At 64.1% G+C, this 18,402-nt stretch carries 20 protein-coding genes; 13 read left to right on the top strand and 7 right to left on the bottom strand.

What is annotated here, in order from left to right; all coding sequences use genetic code 11:
* Window positions 1–257: 257 nt before the first annotated feature.
* The 5 genes from I6F37_RS00110 (at window position 258) to I6F37_RS00130 (ending at window position 3,416) form a co-directional block, all read left to right on the top strand.
* The gene (locus tag I6F37_RS00110) at window positions 258–605 is read left to right on the top strand and encodes a response regulator (protein WP_036012559.1); all 348 of its coding nucleotides are present in this window, start codon (window positions 258–260) and stop codon (window positions 603–605) included.
* Window positions 606–721: 116 nt separating this feature from the next.
* A complete protein-coding gene (locus tag I6F37_RS00115) occupies window positions 722–913 on the top strand; it encodes a hypothetical protein (RefSeq protein ID WP_225112455.1) in 192 nt (63 codons plus the stop codon).
* 1,849 nt (window positions 914–2,762) lie between these two features.
* Window positions 2,763–2,921: a hypothetical protein gene (locus I6F37_RS00120; RefSeq protein ID WP_164936882.1), complete on the top strand. Its 159-nt coding sequence runs from the start codon at window positions 2,763–2,765 to the stop codon at window positions 2,919–2,921.
* A 99-nt stretch (window positions 2,922–3,020) separates the two neighbouring features.
* Entirely contained in the window at window positions 3,021–3,179 is a 159-nt protein-coding gene (locus I6F37_RS00125) for a hypothetical protein (RefSeq protein WP_225149979.1), read from the top strand.
* Between the two features lie 66 nt (window positions 3,180–3,245).
* On the top strand, window positions 3,246–3,416 hold the full coding sequence (locus tag I6F37_RS00130; protein ID WP_193374992.1) for a hypothetical protein: 171 nt from the start codon (window positions 3,246–3,248) through the stop codon (window positions 3,414–3,416).
* A 13-nt stretch (window positions 3,417–3,429) separates the two neighbouring features.
* Here I6F37_RS00130 and I6F37_RS00135 read toward each other — a convergent pair whose 3' ends face one another.
* Both I6F37_RS00135 and I6F37_RS00140 read right to left on the bottom strand, forming a co-directional pair.
* Window positions 3,430–4,101, bottom strand: coding sequence for a hypothetical protein (locus tag I6F37_RS00135; protein ID WP_036012564.1), 672 nt, complete (start codon window positions 4,099–4,101; stop codon window positions 3,430–3,432).
* A 1,274-nt stretch (window positions 4,102–5,375) separates the two neighbouring features.
* Window positions 5,376–8,474, bottom strand: coding sequence for a DEAD/DEAH box helicase (locus I6F37_RS00140; protein WP_036012590.1), 3,099 nt, complete (start codon window positions 8,472–8,474; stop codon window positions 5,376–5,378).
* Between the two features lie 499 nt (window positions 8,475–8,973).
* On the opposite strand from I6F37_RS00140, the gene I6F37_RS00145 reads away from it, so the two are divergent.
* A complete protein-coding gene (locus I6F37_RS00145; protein ID WP_036012567.1) occupies window positions 8,974–9,258 on the top strand; it encodes a hypothetical protein in 285 nt (94 codons plus the stop codon).
* Between the two features lie 4 nt (window positions 9,259–9,262).
* On the opposite strand, the gene I6F37_RS00150 is transcribed toward I6F37_RS00145, so the two are convergent.
* The gene (locus I6F37_RS00150; protein WP_157286040.1) at window positions 9,263–9,655 is read right to left on the bottom strand and encodes an NUDIX hydrolase; all 393 of its coding nucleotides are present in this window, start codon (window positions 9,653–9,655) and stop codon (window positions 9,263–9,265) included.
* A gap of 134 nt (window positions 9,656–9,789) precedes the next feature.
* Complete coding sequence (locus I6F37_RS00155) at window positions 9,790–10,875, bottom strand: AI-2E family transporter (RefSeq protein WP_036012571.1); 1,086 nt, start codon at window positions 10,873–10,875, stop codon at window positions 9,790–9,792.
* 221 nt (window positions 10,876–11,096) lie between these two features.
* Here I6F37_RS00155 and I6F37_RS00160 point away from each other — a divergent pair, with 221 nt between their 5' ends.
* Together I6F37_RS00160 and I6F37_RS00165 are read left to right on the top strand one after the other, a co-directional pair.
* Entirely contained in the window at window positions 11,097–11,324 is a 228-nt protein-coding gene (locus tag I6F37_RS00160) for a hypothetical protein (protein WP_036012574.1), read from the top strand.
* A gap of 102 nt (window positions 11,325–11,426) precedes the next feature.
* Window positions 11,427–11,729, top strand: coding sequence for a hypothetical protein (locus I6F37_RS00165; protein ID WP_036012577.1), 303 nt, complete (start codon window positions 11,427–11,429; stop codon window positions 11,727–11,729).
* A 590-nt stretch (window positions 11,730–12,319) separates the two neighbouring features.
* Here I6F37_RS00165 and I6F37_RS00170 read toward each other — a convergent pair.
* Entirely contained in the window at window positions 12,320–12,535 is a 216-nt protein-coding gene (locus I6F37_RS00170) for a hypothetical protein (protein WP_036012594.1), read from the bottom strand.
* A gap of 653 nt (window positions 12,536–13,188) precedes the next feature.
* Between I6F37_RS00170 and I6F37_RS00175 the strand changes: the two genes are divergently transcribed.
* The 3 genes from I6F37_RS00175 to I6F37_RS00185 all read left to right on the top strand — a co-directional run bounded on the left by I6F37_RS00175 (window position 13,189) and on the right by I6F37_RS00185 (window position 14,857).
* Window positions 13,189–13,776, top strand: coding sequence for a formyltransferase family protein (locus tag I6F37_RS00175; RefSeq protein WP_036012580.1), 588 nt, complete (start codon window positions 13,189–13,191; stop codon window positions 13,774–13,776).
* Window positions 13,777–14,016: 240 nt separating this feature from the next.
* Complete coding sequence (locus tag I6F37_RS00180) at window positions 14,017–14,367, top strand: hypothetical protein (protein WP_036012597.1); 351 nt, start codon at window positions 14,017–14,019, stop codon at window positions 14,365–14,367.
* On the top strand, window positions 14,312–14,857 hold the full coding sequence (locus I6F37_RS00185) for a hypothetical protein (protein WP_036012583.1): 546 nt from the start codon (window positions 14,312–14,314) through the stop codon (window positions 14,855–14,857). Before I6F37_RS00180 ends, I6F37_RS00185 begins: the two co-directional genes overlap by 56 nt.
* Window positions 14,858–14,908: 51 nt before the next feature.
* On the opposite strand, the gene I6F37_RS00190 is transcribed toward I6F37_RS00185, so the two are convergent.
* Window positions 14,909–15,307, bottom strand: coding sequence for a RidA family protein (locus I6F37_RS00190; protein WP_036012586.1), 399 nt, complete (start codon window positions 15,305–15,307; stop codon window positions 14,909–14,911).
* A gap of 153 nt (window positions 15,308–15,460) precedes the next feature.
* Between I6F37_RS00190 and I6F37_RS00195 the strand changes: the two genes are divergently transcribed.
* On the top strand, window positions 15,461–16,336 hold the full coding sequence (locus I6F37_RS00195; protein ID WP_036012600.1) for a DMT family transporter: 876 nt from the start codon (window positions 15,461–15,463) through the stop codon (window positions 16,334–16,336).
* Window positions 16,337–16,537: 201 nt separating this feature from the next.
* On the top strand, window positions 16,538–17,971 hold the full coding sequence (locus I6F37_RS00200) for a caspase family protein (RefSeq protein ID WP_225149981.1): 1,434 nt from the start codon (window positions 16,538–16,540) through the stop codon (window positions 17,969–17,971).
* A 191-nt stretch (window positions 17,972–18,162) separates the two neighbouring features.
* Here I6F37_RS00200 and I6F37_RS00205 read toward each other — a convergent pair whose 3' ends face one another.
* Window positions 18,163–18,402, bottom strand: a complete 240-nt coding sequence (locus tag I6F37_RS00205) for a BrnA antitoxin family protein (protein ID WP_036012607.1) — start codon at window positions 18,400–18,402, stop codon at window positions 18,163–18,165.

Genomic DNA, 18,402 nt, shown 5'->3' on the forward strand with positions numbered 1-18,402 from the left:
CGCATGCTCTTGGTTCATTGCCCGATCCAGGCTCCCGGCCCTGGGTTCGAGCCCAGCGCGCTCACCAATAAAATCAAGTAGCAAAAATCGAAATGCCGTCCGGCTCAGCAGGTGGGCAGGAACAAAGGTCACCCGTTCCAGCTTGAGTCTCGCTGGCTCGTCGGCCGAGTTGGCGGAGGCGGCGCCGACCAGCCGGCACTATGTTTTCTGCGCATGGGTCCTCATGTCGTGGACGAAGAGCGCGACTGGAGGGAGACTTGCGGGTTCTTGTAGCCGAAGACGAAGACCTGATCCGGGACGTGGTGGTCGACATCCTGGAGACTCACGGGCACGAGGTGATGGAAGCTGATAGCGGCGAGCGCGCGCTCGAGCTCTGTGCCGAAGCCACACCCGATCTCTTGTTCACCGACATCAGGTTGGCGGGCTCGCTGACGGGCTGGGATGTCGCCATCCAGTGCAGGCAATCCAATCCGCGCATGCCTGTGATCTACGCCACCGGCTACACGCACGCCGCTCCGCGTCCGGTGTCCGGCAGCATCATGCTCCAGAAGCCGTTCGGGCTTGAACGCCTCTTGGAAGCGATGCAGTCGCTCGCGGGCGATTAGCTGCAGCCAGCCGCGGTCAATGCTCCGCAGACTGACAATTGTCAGTCGTCCGACTCCACGCAGGAACGAAGGGCCTTCCGCACGCTTTGGCAGGAATGCCAAATGTCTCGCCCGGGATGGTCAGGCCGCTGCGGCTCGCTCTGCTGTATGGGCACCTGATCGCGCGGGGCACGCGGCTGTATCATCCGGGCGGCTCGCAGCCGGTGTGCAGCCTGTCATTTGCCAAGCAAATGGTCGAGGCGGGTTTGCTCTGCGCAAATGGCGAGAGCTTCGAGCTGACGCAGGAAGGCCGGAGCTTCGCCGGTTGATGCGCACATCATTGGCTTCCCCACGAACTCAACAACCGCTGGCGCGTGACCAGGGTCGTGAAGTCAAGCGAGGCGTTCCAAGCAACCCGCCCGCCGGATCTGACAATCTACGGTGACAGTGCACTCAGCTGTGAACGAAAACTCGACCAATTGCTACTTTTTCCCGAAACGATTCACATATGCGAATGAAGCTACAAAGAAGAATGCCGCTTCCTGAGAGGTGCTGGGCAAATCGGGAGCATGCTTCATTGACTGACGAGGTTCCGTCGCAAAGCCGATTTTTCATTCGCATGGGCGGCAAGGGTTGGATGGTCTACGATCGAGAACGCAGGGGCCCAGCACTGATCGGGACCGATATGGCGGCCAATCTGACCAAGGAGCGAGCTGAACAATTGCTACTTCTGCTGATGCCCTCACGCGCGGAGAGGTCGCGTGCGGCGAACGATGGTGGTCCGCCAGCGTGAACCGGTAGGCCCCAATGGTTGCGGCCTCCTTTCTCGGGCGCCGCATTCGAACGTGTTCACCGGCCGCCGTTCGCGTTGCCGTCGGGGCTGGTTCTGGCCTAGACCTCGAAAATTTAATGCTGGACGGTATCTTTTGAGACACCCAGCTCGAATGTTTGAGCAGACGATATCACCCGGCGTGCCACGCTGAGTGGTGCGTCGGGCGGCCTCGGTGTGTCCGCAGCCAGCCCCGGGACGCCCGGGGCCGTTCCTTTGGATTCACGTTTGTTGATGCAGGAACGTCCCTCCAGGACGAACATGTCGTTACCGGGGCTGGCAAGTTTCATCTCGGATCTATCGTAACCCGGTAGGGCCGCTGTTCCAGAGCGGCGGCCCTTGTTCTGAAGCGTGAACCGAGGGCCGCGCCTAGCGCCTCTTTGGCCGATCGGTTTCTGCTGATCGCGATTTAGGGTTGCCACCCTTGCGAATTGTCGGGGGCGGCTTGCCCGCGTGACTATGCCTCTCTTGCATTTGCTCGGCTGCGACTACGCGCGAGCGCAGATCTTCCAATGCGGAAAGCCCAGAAGCAAGCTCATCGAAACGCTGCTTCAGAACAGCGGTGTGATCGAAAGTGCCCATGTACCCCCTCCGTCAACGAGCCGACCGAAAAGTGGGAAAATCATGCAATCGAGGAATGCAGAGGCATGGAGTCAGTTCCTTTGAAGAGTGCTGCGCCGTTGTCGCAGTTCGTGCGATGCGACTCGGCTCCTCCATCCGCGAACGCTCAGAGGCAGGCGCCACGGCCACGATCGCAAATCGCGCCTAGCGCCAATGACGGCCCCGACCGTGGGGGGCTTTTGGGGTGTGAGGCCGGGGCCGCTGGAGGTGCTTGGACCTTTGGGGAAGGCCAAAGCCACCGAAGACTAGGAAAAATCGGCAATCGCTTCTGCTCGCTTTCGCACATTGCTTGTACGTTTTGTTTGCGCAGAACGAAGCCAATTGCCAATGAAGGACTATCTGGCGTAGATCGAGAAACTTGCAAAGATGCGGCCGAACGCGCCCTGATCCGCGACTTGGCTACCGATCCAGCCAAGCGCGAAGTGTTCGACAGGCTCGCAAGCCACCTCACGGTCCTTGCTGACCAAGTGGAAATGGCGATGGTTGAGCGGAAGGCCGGGACCGACCCGTCTCGGCCTTAGAAGCACGCCGCGGATCCGGTGCCCGATCCGCGCAGACATGGCCCAGTGATTTTGTGGCTCCAGGCTTCGAAGCCGCAGTGGTGGTCGACATGCTGAGCGGAGCTGCGGAGATGCTGATGCACCGCCAATCCAGATCAGCATGGGAACGTTTCGATCGGCACTGAGTCCTACAGGCGCAATCCATCCCGTTTCCTCGTGGATCGAACGATGGAAAAAGCACTCGCCTATGCCATCTCGGCGGCCCTTGTGGGCTTCGGTCTTTTGATCTTTTTCGCCGGTCTGTCTTCCAGCTCGCCCGCCTTATGGACGATCGTCGCGCTGGTCCCGATCACGATCGGGATCGTGAGCGCCTTTGGTCCTGTGTGACTTGATGTGGAAACCAGGGCTTTAGGTCAGCCCGTCTGTATTTTCCGAATCGGCAACCCGTGTTCGCTCTCTCGGAGCTTCCAACCGCTGGTGACGCGCGTGAGCCATTTCGTCTCGATGCTTCTGCTTGCGACGGCCCTGGTCCTGACGTTGTGCTTCGGAGTGGCGGCCTGGCGCCTCTCGGCAGACAAAGAGGCCGACATCACCGCCACGATTTCCCATCAGGAATACGGTTGGAGGCCAAGGCCCAGCAACTGAAACTTTGACAAATCCGCTGACATCGCGCCGGAAACGTGTAGGATTCCCCAAAACCGGAGGAACGGCATGTTTGAAATCAACGGTTTCGACACGGCGGGCGTCGTCAGCCTCAAGCGGGCGTCACTCGCCGCGGCCCTCAAAAAGGCCAGGGAACTGGTCGAGGACGGATGCTGGGACGTTCAGGTCGTTGATCCCACAGGCCGGGTCTACACCTCGTTCGAGGAGGAAGCGGCCTAGCCAGAACGCGTCCTCAGCTCTCCGGCGCCGCCACCGCAGCCGGCGCGGTCAGCGGAGCCCCTCCGATCGACACCGGCCCTAGAGGCCCCAGGGGCTTGGGCTCACGCACCAGCCGCTTGCGCATCGCGGCGGACAGTCCGTAGCGCGCATTCGCTCTGCGAACGGACGATGTCACGTCCGACATCATCACGTTCTGCAGCGAGTCGACCTTGGCGATCAGCGTGGACAGCTGCGAGGAGATCTTCTTCACGTCGACCCGCTCGTCCGTGATGCTCTGCCGCAGCGACAGCAGCAAGAGTGAATCCTGCTGCAGCAAGGCTGCATTCTGCTGCAGCGTCTGGTTGTTCTCATGCAGCGAAGCGGTGTGCTGCTGCTGGGCCGACTGGATCTCCTTCAGGGCGGTGACGACCGGATCCGGTTTCGGTGCCGGTGCCTCCTGCCGCGGCAGCAGTTCGGCGAGGCTGGCAACATTCAATGACGGCATGCCGGAGGGCGACGTATAGATGGCCGCCGCGCCGTTGATGGCGAGGGCACACACCGCCAGCGGCAGGATCGTCTTGCGGCGGGGCGTGATTGGCGGCGTTTCAGCTTCCGGGCCTGCGGGTTCCTGCGCGCCTGCAGCGTCTGCAAGGGCGACGGCGTCGAGCTCTTCGGCGAAGCTTGGCGTTTCGAAGGACGTGGTCATTTGCACTGACCCCCATGGAGCGAGCAACAGGAAGCCGCCCCCTGGAACGCCCTCGCGACGATCCGCTTACGCAGCACCCATACACAACTGCCTAAAATTGTCGGCTTTCTGGATTAATTCCGCGTTAGCGGCGCGGCCGGCGGACGGGCCGGCGCCCCCGGCCGATTACGGATCCGGCGCAAGCTCCTCGCCGCGCATCCGGCAACAGCCATGCCAGCAACGGATTTTCCGAAGTTGGCATAATGCCACTGTTTTGCCCGACAAATCAACGGCCAAGTGACGGCGCCTCCGGCACGGACTCGGCACGATAGGCCTGATCCGGGTCGTGGACCACGCTTGCTTGGGCCACCTCGGCCGCGATGGACGCGCCGAATGCAGAACGCCTTATCGCACAAGCACATAGCTACTGTGCATGGGGTTGTTTTCGCACTTTCCGATTTACCCCTCGTCCAGCAGCTCGAACAGCTCGTGCGTCCGCTCAAACCGCGAGCGCCACATGTGCTTTGGAGAGCGCGATGCACCGAGTCGACCTGTTCTCCCGTCGCTCGCAGATTACAAACCTGGTCCTATAGGGCTCGTAACGCGTTTGGGCGACACAGTCGTTCGTCGCTCGACCCGGGCCTTGGCATCCAGCACCTTGTCTCCAGCTCGTGCGGCTCGCGGCCGACTGATCTGGTCCGAAAGGCTCGAGCCTCTCCCTGACAGACTATTTGAACCAACACCGGCGTTTCCTTGAGCCTGTGTTGCCGGTCGGAATCTGCTTTGGGAGAACGCCGAACCAGCGGCCTTTTGATCTTCATTGCTCGTGCCGCTGCCAATTGCGCCGATCGGCAGGCCATTTTGAGCGCGACCAGCCCCGGCATTTCTCGCGGCCTGAGCTGCCGCCCGCGACCTCGCAGGCGTGGCGGGCTGGACGTTCGAATTGGTCGCTTCGCTGTTGGTGCCCAGATCTCCGCCGGGCGCGATGTCCTTCGTCCCCATCCCTGGGGGTGCTGAGGGACCTGCATTGCCCGCACTCGTCCCCATTCCAGAAGGCGCCGAGCCGCCAGCGCTACCCTGCCCCGTTCCCATGCCCGCTCCGGCGGAGCCGGCATTTGCGCCGCCCGCTTGCACCAGGGCCAACAGACATGAGCCTGCGACAATCGTGGCAATCACTGGACGAATGGCATGTGACATCGGACGATCTCCTTCGCCACGCCCAAATTAACTATAATGGTGGAGCAGGGTTTCCGCTACGAATTCGCAGTTGCGAGCGCTGACGAACGCGCAAGCCCCTACCCCTCGTCCAGCAGCTCGAACAGCTCCTCCACCCGCTCGAACGGCGCATCGCGCATCGGGCTGTGATAGACGACGCGGTCGCCGTCGCGTTGCAGTGACTTGCCTCGCGACTTGCGCAGGCGTCCGGGCAGGAACGTCGCGGCCGCAGCTTCAGGCCCGACGTCGAGGCGGATGATGCCGCGTCGCTTGCATTCGATCCTGAGCTTGGCCGCGGCGAAGAAGTCGCGCGCGAGCTTTGGCAAGGGTCCGAAGCGGCGGGAGGTTTCCTCCTCGAGGTCGTCGAGATCGTCCTCGTCGTTGCATCGTGCGGCGCGGGCATAGAGCTCGAGCCGCACCGGCTCGGACTGCACATAGCTCTCGGGCAGCATGTCCCCGACCGGCAGGTTGAGGTCGGGCACCCACAGCTGCTCGTCGCTCTTCTCCGAGGCCATCTTCAGCAGGTGGCTGTAGAGCACGGGCCCGAACACCTGGACGTGGCCGGATTGCTGCTCCGAGAACAAATCGCCCGCGCCTCGCAGATCCAGGTCGCGCTCGCTGATGGCAAAGCCCGCGCCCGGCCGGCTGAACTCCTCGAGCACGGCGAGGCGCTTCTCGGATTGTCCGGACTCCGTCTCGGTCAAGAGATGCGCGAAGGCGCGGATGCCGCCGCGGCCGACGCGTCCGCGCAGCTGGTGCAGCTGCGCAAGGCCGAATTTTTCCGGCCAGCACACCACGATGGTGTTGGCGCGGGGGATGTCGAGACCGCTCTCCACGATGTTGGTCGCGAGCAGGACGTCGGCATGGCCTTCGACGAAGCTCATCATGCGGTCGTCGATCTCGTCGGCCGCCAGCCTGCCATGCAGGCCGACGATGCGAAGATCAGGCGCCACGGCCCGCACCCGCGCCAGCATGGGATCGAGATCCTGGATGCGCGGGCAGATCAGGAAGCTTTGGCCGTGGCGGCGCTGCTCGCGCAGCAGCGCCGAGGCGATCGCCGCATCCGACAGCGGCGCGATCCGGGTCGCGACCGGAAGCCGGTGCACCGGGGGCGAGGCGATCACGCTGAGATCGCGGAAGCCGGCGAGACCGGCGGCCAGCGTGCGCGGGATCGGCGTCGCGCTCATCATCAGCACGTGTACGTTCTTGGCGAGCCCCGCGAGCTTGGCCTTCTCCGCCGCGCCAAAATGCTGCTCCTCGTCGACGATGACGAGGCCGAGATCGTCGAACCTGACGTCCTTGCCGGTGAGCGCCTGCGTGCCGATCACGACCTTGGTCCGGCCGCTGCGCAGGCCCTCCCTGGTCTCCCGCAGCGCCGCGCCCGAGGTCGCGCGCGAGAGGTTGCCGACCTCGATGCCGAACGGGGCAAATCGCTTCTGGAACGTCGCGACGTGCTGGCGGGCCAGCACCGTCGTCGGCACTGCGACCGCCACCTGCTTGCCCGACAGCACCACCGCGGCCGCCGCGCGCAGCGCGACCTCGGTCTTGCCGAAGCCGACATCGCCGCAGATCACCCGGTCCATCGGATGGCCGGATGCGAGATCATCCAGCACGTCCCGGATCGCCTGGGCCTGGTCGATGGTCGTGAAGTAAGGAAAACGCGCGACGAACTTCTCGTAGGCCGATCCGGGCGGCACTAGCTTTTCGCCGCGCCGCCGTCGGCGCTGGCTGATGTGCTTGGCGAGCGCCTTGCCGGCGATCTGGATCTCGCGCTCGGCCTCGCTGCGGCGCGCCCACCACGTGCTGCCGTCCGCCTTGTCGAGCGAAAGCCTGCCGAGCTCGGCGGCGTAAGGCCACATCAAGGCGAGATCGGGCGGCGGCACCAGCACCGCATTGTCGCCGGCGAACTTCAGGCGGATCATCTCGCGCATCGCGCCCCCGCCGGTGTTGACGGTCTGCAGGCCGTCGAGCACGGCAAGGCCGCGCTGGAGATGAACGACCACCGTGCCCTGCTCCGGCGCATCGGCATGGTCGAAGGCCGCGCTCCAGGCGCGCGCCATCGGCTGCGGATGATGCGCGCGGCTGCCGAGCACGTCGGACGCCGTCACCACGGCCAGAGGCTTCTTCGCCGGCACGACGAAACCGGCATCGAGATCGGCGAGCAGCGCTGCCTCGCCGCCCCGCCCGCGCGCGGCCTCCTCCCAGTCTTCGCAGCGCTCCGCCTTGACGCCGCTCATCCGCTCCATCACGCGCAGATCGTCCTCGTGCGCGGCAACGAGGATCAGCCGCGACCCGGCCCGGCGCGTCTCCTCGACGAAGCCACGCAACGCCTTCCGGGAGGATGTCAGCTTCGAAAATTCCGGGATGGCCTGGAACGGTGCCGTCCGCGGCAGCACCTTGATGCCCTTGGAGAGCCGCTTCCAATCGCTGCGCCCGAGATATTCGCGCTCCCGCTCGCTGCGGGGCGCGGCCTCCTCGATCGTATCGAGCCATCCGTCGGCATGCGACGGCACGCCGGCATCGGCGATCCATCTGGCGCCCGCGCAATAATCGAACAGGCTGGCGCGCTTGCCGCCTTTGCCGGCAAGGCCGAGCCGCTCCGACATGGGATCGACGAGCAGCTCCCTGGTCTCGAAGATGATCCTATGCTCATGCGGGTCGAAGGCCACGATCCGTTTGATCGTGTGCTGCGAATGCTCGATCCGGAACGGCCCCAGCGCGCCCGCCGGGAATATCTCGAAGGTCTGGCCGTGGAACAGCGCCCCGCCCGGATAATCCGGCTCATCGTCAAGATCGTAACCGAGGGATTGCAGGCGGGACTCCAGCTCCTGCTCGGAGAACGTGCCGCCCACCTTCAAGCTCAGGCTCAGGCGCGACAGGCTGGCCGGCGGCGGCATCCGCTCCATCACCGCTTCGGCCGTCGATACCAGAAACACCGGCTTCTTGGACTTCGCAAGGCGCCTCAGCACGGAGGCTCTGCGCCCCGCGAGCTCGTGCGAGGGCTCCAGTTGATCGAACGGCAAGGTATTCAAGCGCGGAAACACCAGCACCTCGCAGGCGGGGTCGAGCGCGTGAATGACGCTGCCGAGCCGCTCCGCCCTGTTCTCGCTCTCGGCGAGAAACACGATGCCGCTGCGTCCGGACTGCTTCCATTGTCCAAGCAGATGAAGGGCCATCATGCCGAGAGGCGACGAAGACGAGATCGTGGCGCGCTGCGATCCTTTGCTCTTCTTCGGCGGCTTCTTGGCCACCCTTGCCTTCGTGGAAAGCCTCACTTGGACCCGTTTCTGCTCTTGAACCGCCGCAAACTGAATGCGAGCCGCCTTGCCCCTCGAATCGGCAGCTCGGCGCCATGCATATGGGATTTGCCCTGCGAACGCACCCCTCCTCGATAACGTTCGAGGCGGCGGCGCGATCCTTTCGATCTGCTCTTGGCTGTGAGAATGGAGGCACGAAAAAGCCCCAGCGCTTGGAGCCACGCTGGGGCGTTTCGTTCGAAATGAATCGGTTAAGCAATGACGTCTTCATAGCAGCGGTTTCGCCGCGCGCTTGTGAACTGGTTCACACGTCTTGTTGGCTCGGCGATATCTGGCGGCATCGGGCCAGGCCGGCATTCAAGCTTTCTTCAGACATTTCGGATCAGCTGACGATCCATTTCAAAGTGATTGTCATCCGCGCATGAGTTCGGTCCAGGTTCAGTGCACGCGGTGCAAGAACGTGTTTCGCGATCGCGCCGGCCGGTTGCAGGACGGCTATTCCAGGCAATGTCCGAGCTGCGAAGTCGTGCTGTTCTTCGCCGAGGACTCGCAGCATCCTTTCATCAAGCGGGCGATGCGCAGTGCGCGCCAGGTCCGCAAGGAGATGCGGGAGCTCCAGGCCGCGAAGCTCGCCGCACCCGAGCCGGAGGTGGCGCAATCGAGGAGGTTTGCTGGCAGGACGCGATCGGCGGCGCGGGAGGACTAGCGGCTCAGCTTCGCCGCCGCTTGCGCGGAAACAGGCGGTCGCGGATGTAGCGCGAGGTCGCCGTCAGGCGGATGCCGCGGGGCTTGTGCCAGGCGGCGCGGTCGATCTCCTTCTTGTCGCCGATCGCCAGCCTGCCCTTGGCGGACTTGGCGATGAAGATCGCGTCGCTCATCTTGCGGCCGGAGCGCTTGTTCCTCGCCTTCACTTCCTTCCAGAGGCTGATCCTGCCGAGCTTCAGCTTGGGCAATTCCTCCTTGATCTCCCGCCGCAGGCAGTCCTTCTCCGACTCGCGCGCACGCTTGCGGCCGCCCGGAAACATCCACAGGCCGTCCGACCGGCGTCTGACCAACAATACCTTGCCGCGCCTGGCGGCAACCAGCTTGGAAGACTTTGCCATTGCTGCCGTTGTCGAAAACAGAATCGACCCAATGGTAACTTGTCTAGTCAAACAGACAAGTTAGCGACGCGCCTTGATCACAAGCCACGAGCTAACCGGCATGGGCGGCTGACACCGCGCTGGCGGGCGCGAGATCACCCCTTCCCCGTCTCCGCCCGGTCCTCGGTCCTGATCCAGGCCATCATCATTTCCCAGGCCACCGACAGGATGATCGGTCCGATGAACAGTCCGACGATGCCGTGGGCCAGCGTACCGCCGATCACGCCGACGAAGATCACGATGGTCGGGGTGGTCAGGCCACGGCCCATGACCAGCGGCTTCAGCATGGTGTCGATGAAGCCGACCAGGACGAAGAACACGGTGAGCAGCAGCGCGGTGGTGACGTCCTTAGCGGTCCAGATCCAGATGATCACTGGCAGCAGCACCAGGAAAGCACCGATCTGCACGATCGAGAGCAGCAGCACGATGAAGGCAAGAAGGCCCGCGCTCGGCACCGAGGCGAGCTTGAAGCCGATTCCGGCGAGCAGCGCCTGGACGATCGCCACGCCAATGACGCCCTGCGCCACGGCGCGGATGGTCGCACCGGCGAGCGAGAGGAAATGCTCGCTTTGCTCCGGCACGATGCGAAACAGGAAGTTGCGGCCGGCCGCGACCAGGCGCGGCCCATGCGGAAACAGGAAGCCGGCCACGAACACGGAGACGAGAAACTGGAGCGTGCCAAGGCCGGCGTCGCCCGCGAGCGAGAGCAGCGGGCCGGCCAGCGGCTGAAGATACGGCGCCACCTCGCGCACCGCCGTCCGAACGTTGTTGTAGGCCTGATCCCAGAGCTCGTAGAGCCAGGGGCCGACCAGCGGCCAGGACTTAAGCTGCTCCGGAGCCGATTGGAGCACGAGGTCGCCGGTGCCGAGCTGGTGCGCCAGCTCACGCACGCCGTCCACCGCGCTGATGCCGAGCCAGGTCGCCGGGCCGATGACGATACCCAGCGTGATCAGGGTCAGGATTATTGCTGCGGTTTTGGGTCGGCCGCCCAGGATCTTGGCGACCCAGCTGAATGCCGGATAGAACGCGACCGCCAGCACGCCGCTCCAGGCCAGGATTGGCACGAATGGGCGGATGATCAGGAAGGTCCAGATGATCAGCAGGGCGAGCAGGCCGAGGCGGATCACGAGCTGGATGACGTCCTCGCCCGTCAGCAACTGACGGAGGCTTTTCACGGGCACAGCTTTCCTTGCGGCATGAACGCAACTTCCGCGCTTGCGGGCTCAGCCGTTATTGCCAGCAACGTATCTGGCGTCAAGACGACCGGCTGCCGGATACCACATCGCCCGCCCCCAACCCGGCTTGGCTAACGCGGGTTAACCGGATTTCCCCGCGCCGGTTTACGCCCCTGCAAATGCTGGTGACTACCTTTCTTCGTAGTCACCGAAACGCATTCTGGGTCATGGCCAACAGCATCTGGACGATCGAAGAATTCACCTGCACCGGTTGCGGCATGAACTACACCGCGACCAGAGAGGAGCACAGCGAGGCTCACAGCGGCAACTTCAAATGCGGCATCTGCAGCGGCATCGTGCATGCCTGGTCCGGCAAGCACCACTTCTTCGGCTGGCAGGCCGTGAAGACGAGGCCACCGGTGTTCGGGCGGCGCTGGGCCGGCGTCGAATGGTAAGCCGCCTGCGGTGACGCCGGATCCGCCGAATTGCGCCGGCGCCGTTTGCACTCCGTTCACCGATCGCGGCTAGATCAGGATGGATCCTCCGCTTCGAACGCCATGGCCGACCTCAACGCCGTCCTGACCAGGCTCAACGACCGTCTGCTTCGCCTCGAGGGCGAGCTGTTCGTGCTGCGCTCGCTGGCGCGCGCGACATTGACCGCGGGCGACGACCATGCCGCGCGCATGCGCAAGCTGGTCGAGGCCGCAAAAGTCGCGCTCGACGACGAGGCCAAGCGCTCTCTCGACAAGCCGACCCGAAAATATGTCGATGCCGCAACCGCACTGGTGGAGGAGCTGCTGGTCGAACCCACCCCGGCGCGGCCGCTGTTCACGGTGATCGACGGCGGCCGGCGCGACTGAGCGCCCGCCTCAGCACGGCGATGACTACCGCCCATACATGCCCGGCGCACGTGCCCCGTGCGGGTAGCACTGTCCCTGCGAGTAATTGTAATCATAGCCGTCCGGACAGAGCCCGCCGCGTCGTGCGTAATATTGAGGGCGACCGTAAGCGCCGGGCGCGTGCGCACGATTCGGGTAGCACTCGCCTGTCGAGTAATTATAGTCGTAACCGTGCGGGCACAGGCCACCACGGCGCCCATACCCCGAGCCGTGGCCCCCGGTGTAGACACCCGGCGCGTGACGGTCGTTGGGATAGCAGCGGCCGTTCGAGTGGTTGTAATCGTAGCCGTGTGGACATTGCCCGCCCGGACCGCCCCTGAACTGAACCTGCTCCACCATGGGCGCTGTCGGCGCCGCAGGCACGGTTGCAAGCGCAAGCAGGCCGGCCAGCGCAAGTTCGATCATGACGATTCCTTCAAAACACGGGACAAGAGGATTCGCGTCCCACGAAACGACATGGCAATTGACGCATGGCTGGCCTGAACCCCGCATGAACCGGGCTCGGACTGCGACAATGCGTCAACGCCAGGCATCGCGCACGATGCCGACGTCTAGATCGTGGACTTATCCGACTTGAGCCGGCTGAGCCCCGCCTCGATGATCGCGATCTCCTCGTCGATCTGACCGATCGGCAGGCTGAAATCATAGCCGGACCGGCTCTTCAGATCGACCGCGAGCCGCTGCCTGTGCATCATCAGCTCGTCGAGTCCACGGCGGTTCTTCAGACGCACATAGGCGTCGACGATCTGCTCGATCGCGTTCGGCATGAGATCTGTCCCGGCGAAAAGGCCCGGCGGCGCGCCCACGCCGGCGGACGATTTCGGTGTCGCGGTACGCAATACAAATCCGCGACGGATTCGTCGATACGCCAAGCTGGTTGAGATCGTGTTACCGTTCGATGATTTCGTCAGTCGTGGGCATGAAAGGCCGCCGGCGGCCAAAAGCCGGGGTCGAAAACGGATGCGGGTTTGAAATGTCACCAGCCCCGGTTGGCGCAACCTTATCAGCCAATCCGAGTCAGCCAATCCGAGGCATCTCTGTTAAGAACGAAACACAGGAACCCGCTACAGGCTCTCGTCCACGACGCAGGGCCCCAGGCAACGGTAGGCGTCCGAGATCGGCGCCACCTGATGGCGCAACGCCGGTCGGGACCGCCGGGTAAGGCCCGCCAGCTTGGGCCGAAGTGGCCGCCAGCAGTGTCGCGACAGCGAAAAACCCGACGCTGCGCATTGCCTTCGCTCCCAAGCCGATGTCATGCCCGCTTGGAAGGCGCCGGACGGCTCGACGGCGCAATCCCGGCGTTCGCGCAAGCGGCGCCCGGCGCATTGTTGATAACCCACGCAAACGCTGCGCGGGTGGTGACAGGGCATGCGGACGTGTTATCGGGGGATGACGCAGTTGCGAGACGGATCGGACACCCATGCGAATTACCCTCGTCGGCTCCCGCCATTTTGGCGTGACCACCCTGAACATGCTCCGGGAGCACAGCGTCTCGGTCGTCCGGGTCGTGGTGGCGGACGCCGACGACCGCCTCGCCGCGGCGGCCAAGGCGGCGGGCATCGAGGTGCAGGTGCAAGCCAATCCCAAGCTGGTGGTGGCCTCCGAGATCGCCCCGGACACCGATCTGATCATCACCGCGCACAGCCATGCCAGGATCGGCAAGGATGCGCTCGCCGCCGCCAGGCTCGGCGGGATCGGCTATCATCCCTCGCTGCTGCCGCGCCACCGCGGCAAGGCCGCGGTGGAATGGACCATCAAGGAAGGCGACCCCATCGCTGGCGGCACGATCTACCATCTCGCCGACCGCATGGATGCCGGCGCGATCGCCGCCCAGGACTGGTGCTTCGTCAAGAAGGGCGAGACCGCACGAGAGCTTTGGGAGCGCGCGCTGGCGCCGCTCGGGCTCAAGCTGCTGGCCGACGTGATCGATTACGCCAAGGTCCACAAGGCGCTACCCGCCAAAGTCCAGGACGAGCAGTTCGCGACCTCCGCGCCGAGCCTCTCCTGAGCCAAGATCCTCTGAGCCAGCCCTCTGAGCCGAAGTCTCCTGGAGCAAGCTCTTTCCGAGTCGTCCTGACGTTTACCCTTAACGTGCGGCGCCCTTGATTCTGCTTCGAAAATTGGAGCCAAAAGCGCAAATAAACCATTGTTCCCAAAGGAACAATTTTCGCTTTGGCATCGCAACAAATTTCCGTCACATTTCGTCCGAATAAGCGTCAACAACTCAGACACATTCAAGGACGAATTCATGCGTTTTGGTCGCATTGCGGTGTTCTGTGCCGCCCCAGTTCTCGCTGGCACCCTCGCCGCCCCCGCCTTCGCCCAGAATCCCTATGACGGCAATTGGCAAGTCACCATCGTGACCAAGAGCGGTTCGTGCGAGCCGACCGCAAGCTCCATGCTGACGGTTGCCGGCGGCAAGATCACCGCGCCCGGCGCTAACGTTTCCGGCACCATCGGCAGCGGGGGACTTGTGAAAGTTTCGATCAATGGTGCATATGCCAACGGTCAACTCAGCGGCAACGCCGGATCGGGGAAGTGGAATGGAGCATCTGCAGGCATACCGTGCAGCGGGCGGTGGGAAGCATCGCGCCAATAAACCAATTGAGGCTCGCGCCCGGAACCGGCGGCTGCTGATCGCGGCCGCCGTTTTGTTTGGGGCTGGGATCGCCGCGACCGAAAGCAGTGCCCAGTCGGGTCCGTTCGCCCCACTGGCGGGCAGCTGGAGCGGCGGTGGCACGGTCACGCTGGATGACGGCTCGACCGAGCGGATCCGCTGCCGGGCCAAATACGCTCCGATCGGACCGACCATGGAGATGTCGCTGACCTGCGCCAGCGATGCCTACAAATTCAACCTCGGCGCCAACGTGAAGGCCGAAGGCGGCGCCATTGCAGGCAGTTGGTCCGAGACCAGCCGCAACATCTCCGGTTCGCTCCAGGGCCGCGGCAGCGGCGGAAGCTACGAGCTGGTGGCCTCCACCGCGGGCTTCAACGCCAACATCTCTCTCAAGACGTCCGGCAACAAGCAGAACGTCACGATGCGCGCGGACAGTCAGTTCCGCGGCGCGCACATCTCGATGTCGAAATAAGACGCTAGCTCACGCGACAATCGATCCGGCGCCCGCGCCGGATCGATTTTTTTATGGGCCGGGCACGAACGCCGTGACCTCGATCTCGACCTTGGCACGCTCGTCCACGAGGCCTCCGATATAGAGCAGCGTCGAGGGCGGAAAATTGCGGCCGAGCGTTTCCTTCCAGGCCGCGCCAATGCCGGCACCTGCCGCTTCGTACTCGGCGCGGCTGGTCAGGTACCAGGTCAGGCGGACGATGTGCTCGGCGCCGGCACCGGCCTCGCCCAGCAGCTTGACGATCCGCTTCAGCGCCGTCGCGACCTGGGCTGCCATGTCGGGATCGTAACTGCCGGCCTCGTCGCCCCCGGTTTGGCCGGCGAGTACCACCCATCGGCCCGGCCCCTCGGTCACGACGCCGTGGGAAAAGCCGCGCGGTTTTTTCCACTCGGCCGGCTGCAAGATGCGCATGGGCAATGTCTCCCGATCTTTGTCGTTGTTCGCTGATGCCTTAGCATGCCGCCCAGCATCGCTGCATCCGCAGATTTGGCCGTTGCAAACGGCGGCAATGTCGCCGATACCGGCCGCCCCTCCTCTGTCCATCCCTTTCCGTATCCGCCGCAGATGAGCACCACACCGTCGAAAATGATGGCTGCACTGTGGATGGCCGGCTGGCTGTCGCTGATGCTGATCATGGCGGTGGCCGGGCGCGAGACCACGCGCGAGCTGAATGTTTTTCAGATCATGGAAATGAGGTCGCTCGCCGGCTTCGTCTTGCTCTCACCGATTATCTACCGCGCCGGCGGCTGGAAGGTACTCAAGACATCGCGCCTGCCGCAGCATGTCGGCCGCAATTTGGTGCACTATGTTGCCCAACTCGGCTGGTTCTTCGCACTGACACTGATCCCGATCGGCCAGGTGGTGGCAATCGAGTTCACCATGCCGATCTGGACGGCCGTCCTCGCGGCGAGCTTCCTGTCCGAGCGGATGACGCCATGGAAGATCGCCGCCATCGTGCTCGGCCTCGTCGGCGTCATCGTCATTGTTCGCCCCTCGACCGGGGAGATCAATCCGGGGCAGCTCATCGCGCTTGGCGCCGCCATGGGATTTGGCGTCGCGATGGCGCTGGTCAAATCGCTGACCCGCACCGAGAGTGCGCTCTCGATCCTGTTCTGGATGCTGGTGGTGCAGTCGGTTGCGGGCTTCATTCCGACGCTGTTGGTCTGGACGTGGCCGTCGCTCTATGTCTGGGGCTGGGTCGGCGTGATCGCCGTCTGCGGCACGTTCTCACATTATTGCCTGGCCAGTGCGATGCGCTACGCTGACGCGACGGTCGTGGTTCCGATGGACTTCCTGCGGGTTCCACTGACTGCAACTGCCGGTTGGCTGTTGTATTCCGAGCGGCTCGACGCCTGGACCGTGCTCGGCGCCGCGCTGATCCTGTTCGGCAATTTACTCAATTTGAAGCCCGCTTCGTCGGTTCCCGCCCGGGCCAGGTGAACCTCGCGCCGTCTCGCGCGACAAAACCAAGTGGCCGTGTGATTTGGATCACGTTGGAGCGACACTCCATCGTGCACATTCGGCCACACAGCAGCGGGTTGAACGCAACGGACTGCCGTTTTGGTGGCGCGAAGTCGGGCACTTCGTGTAGGTTCGTGGCCGATTTGTTGCTGCCTGCAATTCGATTCTGGGGATTTCAGAATGCGCTATCTCACCCTCCTCGCTTCGCTGATGTGCATGGCGCTGTCGATCAGTGCCGCCAAGGCTGACCGCCGCGTCGCCTTCGTCGTCGGCAACGGCTCCTACAAGAACGTCGCGCAATTGCCGAACCCGCCGATCGACGCCAAGGCGATGGCGGCCACGCTGCGCAATGTCGGCTTCGAGGTGATCGAAGGCTCCAATCTCAGCCGCGACCAGATGACCGAGAAGCTGCTTGATTTCGGCCGCAAGGCGCAAGGCTCCGATATCGCGCTGTTCTATTATGCCGGCCACGGCATCGCCGTCAGCGGCACCAATTACCTGCTGCCCGTCGATGCCGACATCAAGTCGGAGATGGACGTCAAGCTGGGCGCCGCCATCAACATCGACCTGACGCTCGAGCAGACCATGGGCGATGCCAAGGTCAAGCTCGTCTTCCTCGACGCCTGCCGGGACAATCCGTTCGCCGCGAAGATCAAGTCGAATTCGGCGACCCGCAGCGTCAACGTCCAGAGCGGCCTCGCCGAGATGAAGTCCGGCGAAGGCACGCTGATCGCGTTCGCCACCGGCCCGGGCCAGACCGCACTCGACGGCCAGGAAGGCAACAACAGCCCGTTCACGCGGGCGTTGATTGACAACATCACCAAGCCCGGCGTCGAGATCCAGCAGGCCATGACGTCGGTGCGCGCTCAGGTCAATGAAGAGACCCGCAAGGGCCAGCTGCCCTGGGGCCACACCAACCTGACCGGCTCCGTCTATCTCAATCAGGCGCCGACCACCCAGGTCGCCGCTGCGGCCCCGACCGCGACCGGCATTGTGCCGGCGGCGACCGGAAGCTCGGACGGTGTCGAGCTCGAATACTGGCGCTCGGTTAAGGAGTCCAATAAGGCCGAGGAGCTCAATGCCTACCTCACCGCTTACCCGAACGGCCAGTTCAAGGCGCTGGCGCTGGCGCGGCTAGCGGCGATCAAGAGCGGCCCCTCGACCGCGACCCGCACGCTCAATGCCGGCGTCGATCCCGCCACCTTCACGGATGAGGCTACCCAAGTGACCGAGGACCAAATCGGTCTCGACAAGAACAAGCGTCGCGACGTGCAGCGTCGACTCACGGCGCTCGGCTTCGACACCAACCAGACCGGCGTCTTCAACGACGAAACGCGGTCCGTGCTCAAGCGCTGGCAGACTGCGCGCGGCTATCCCTCGTCGGGTTATCTCAACAAGAACCAGCACAAGGCCCTGCTCTCGGAAATCGTGGCTGCCCCGGCAACGGCGAACGACGGCAGCCAGAAGCCGGCTCGGCGCGCCGCCACCGCCCCGGCTCAGAGCAGCGCGCCGGCACCGGCTCCCCAGCCACGCAGCAATCCCGGCGATGCTGCCGGTGCGGCCTTCGTCGGTGGCGTCGTCGGCGGCATGATGGGCGGCATGTTCCGCCGCTGAGAGCGAGACGGATCCCAGACGACAGAAGCCCGGCTCGCGCCGGGCTTTTTCGTTTGTGATCCTCATGGTGAGGAGGCGCGAAGCGCCGTCTCGAACCATGAAGGCGCGCCTCGACCAGCGGGGCCTTCATCCTTCGAGACGCTTGCTTCGCAAGCTCCTCAGGATGAGAAGCTACAGCCCATCCGCGAAGTCTACTTCCCTGCCACCTTGCGCAGCGCCTCGTTGATGCGATCCTGCCAGCCGGGACCGCCCTCCTGGAAGAACTCCAGCACGTCCTGGTCGATGCGCAGCGTGACCTGCTCCTTGATGCCGGGCACGGCGTTTTGCTTGGGCGGCGCCGTGGCGACCTTGGCCGTCACCTTCTTGAACGCCGCCTCGGCCTCGGTCCTGGCATCGCCCAGCGTGCGCGGCCGTCTCGGTTGATCCGCCAT

Origin of the sequence: Bradyrhizobium sp. NBAIM08, assembly GCF_020193935.1 — a bacterium.
In the GTDB taxonomy this organism is placed as follows: domain Bacteria; phylum Pseudomonadota; class Alphaproteobacteria; order Rhizobiales; family Xanthobacteraceae; genus Bradyrhizobium; species Bradyrhizobium yuanmingense.

Bases quoted from the DNA above. Each gene is read 5' to 3' on its own strand.
- I6F37_RS00185 (WP_036012583.1), top strand. From the start codon at position 14,312: ATGGAGCATCTGCAGGCATACCGTGCAGCGGGCGGTGGGAAGCATCGC.
- I6F37_RS00150 (WP_157286040.1), bottom strand. From the start codon at position 9,655: ATGGCAAAGTCTTCCAAGCTGGTTGCCGCCAGGCGCGGCAAGGTATTG.
- I6F37_RS00165 (WP_036012577.1), top strand. From the start codon at position 11,427: ATGGCCGACCTCAACGCCGTCCTGACCAGGCTCAACGACCGTCTGCTT.
- I6F37_RS00140 (WP_036012590.1), bottom strand. From the start codon at position 8,474: ATGATGGCCCTTCATCTGCTTGGACAATGGAAGCAGTCCGGACGCAGC.
- I6F37_RS00175 (WP_036012580.1), top strand. From the start codon at position 13,189: ATGCGAATTACCCTCGTCGGCTCCCGCCATTTTGGCGTGACCACCCTG.
- I6F37_RS00170 (WP_036012594.1), bottom strand. From the start codon at position 12,535: ATGCCGAACGCGATCGAGCAGATCGTCGACGCCTATGTGCGTCTGAAG.
- I6F37_RS00180 (WP_036012597.1), top strand. From the start codon at position 14,017: ATGCGTTTTGGTCGCATTGCGGTGTTCTGTGCCGCCCCAGTTCTCGCT.
- I6F37_RS00205 (WP_036012607.1), bottom strand. From the start codon at position 18,402: ATGGCGGATCAACCGAGACGGCCGCGCACGCTGGGCGATGCCAGGACC.
- I6F37_RS00195 (WP_036012600.1), top strand. From the start codon at position 15,461: ATGAGCACCACACCGTCGAAAATGATGGCTGCACTGTGGATGGCCGGC.
- I6F37_RS00160 (WP_036012574.1), top strand. From the start codon at position 11,097: ATGGCCAACAGCATCTGGACGATCGAAGAATTCACCTGCACCGGTTGC.
- I6F37_RS00200 (WP_225149981.1), top strand. From the start codon at position 16,538: ATGCGCTATCTCACCCTCCTCGCTTCGCTGATGTGCATGGCGCTGTCG.
- I6F37_RS00115 (WP_225112455.1), top strand. From the start codon at position 722: ATGGTCAGGCCGCTGCGGCTCGCTCTGCTGTATGGGCACCTGATCGCG.
- I6F37_RS00190 (WP_036012586.1), bottom strand. From the start codon at position 15,307: ATGCGCATCTTGCAGCCGGCCGAGTGGAAAAAACCGCGCGGCTTTTCC.
- I6F37_RS00130 (WP_193374992.1), top strand. From the start codon at position 3,246: ATGTTTGAAATCAACGGTTTCGACACGGCGGGCGTCGTCAGCCTCAAG.
- I6F37_RS00135 (WP_036012564.1), bottom strand. From the start codon at position 4,101: ATGACCACGTCCTTCGAAACGCCAAGCTTCGCCGAAGAGCTCGACGCC.
- I6F37_RS00120 (WP_164936882.1), top strand. From the start codon at position 2,763: ATGGAAAAAGCACTCGCCTATGCCATCTCGGCGGCCCTTGTGGGCTTC.
- I6F37_RS00145 (WP_036012567.1), top strand. From the start codon at position 8,974: ATGAGTTCGGTCCAGGTTCAGTGCACGCGGTGCAAGAACGTGTTTCGC.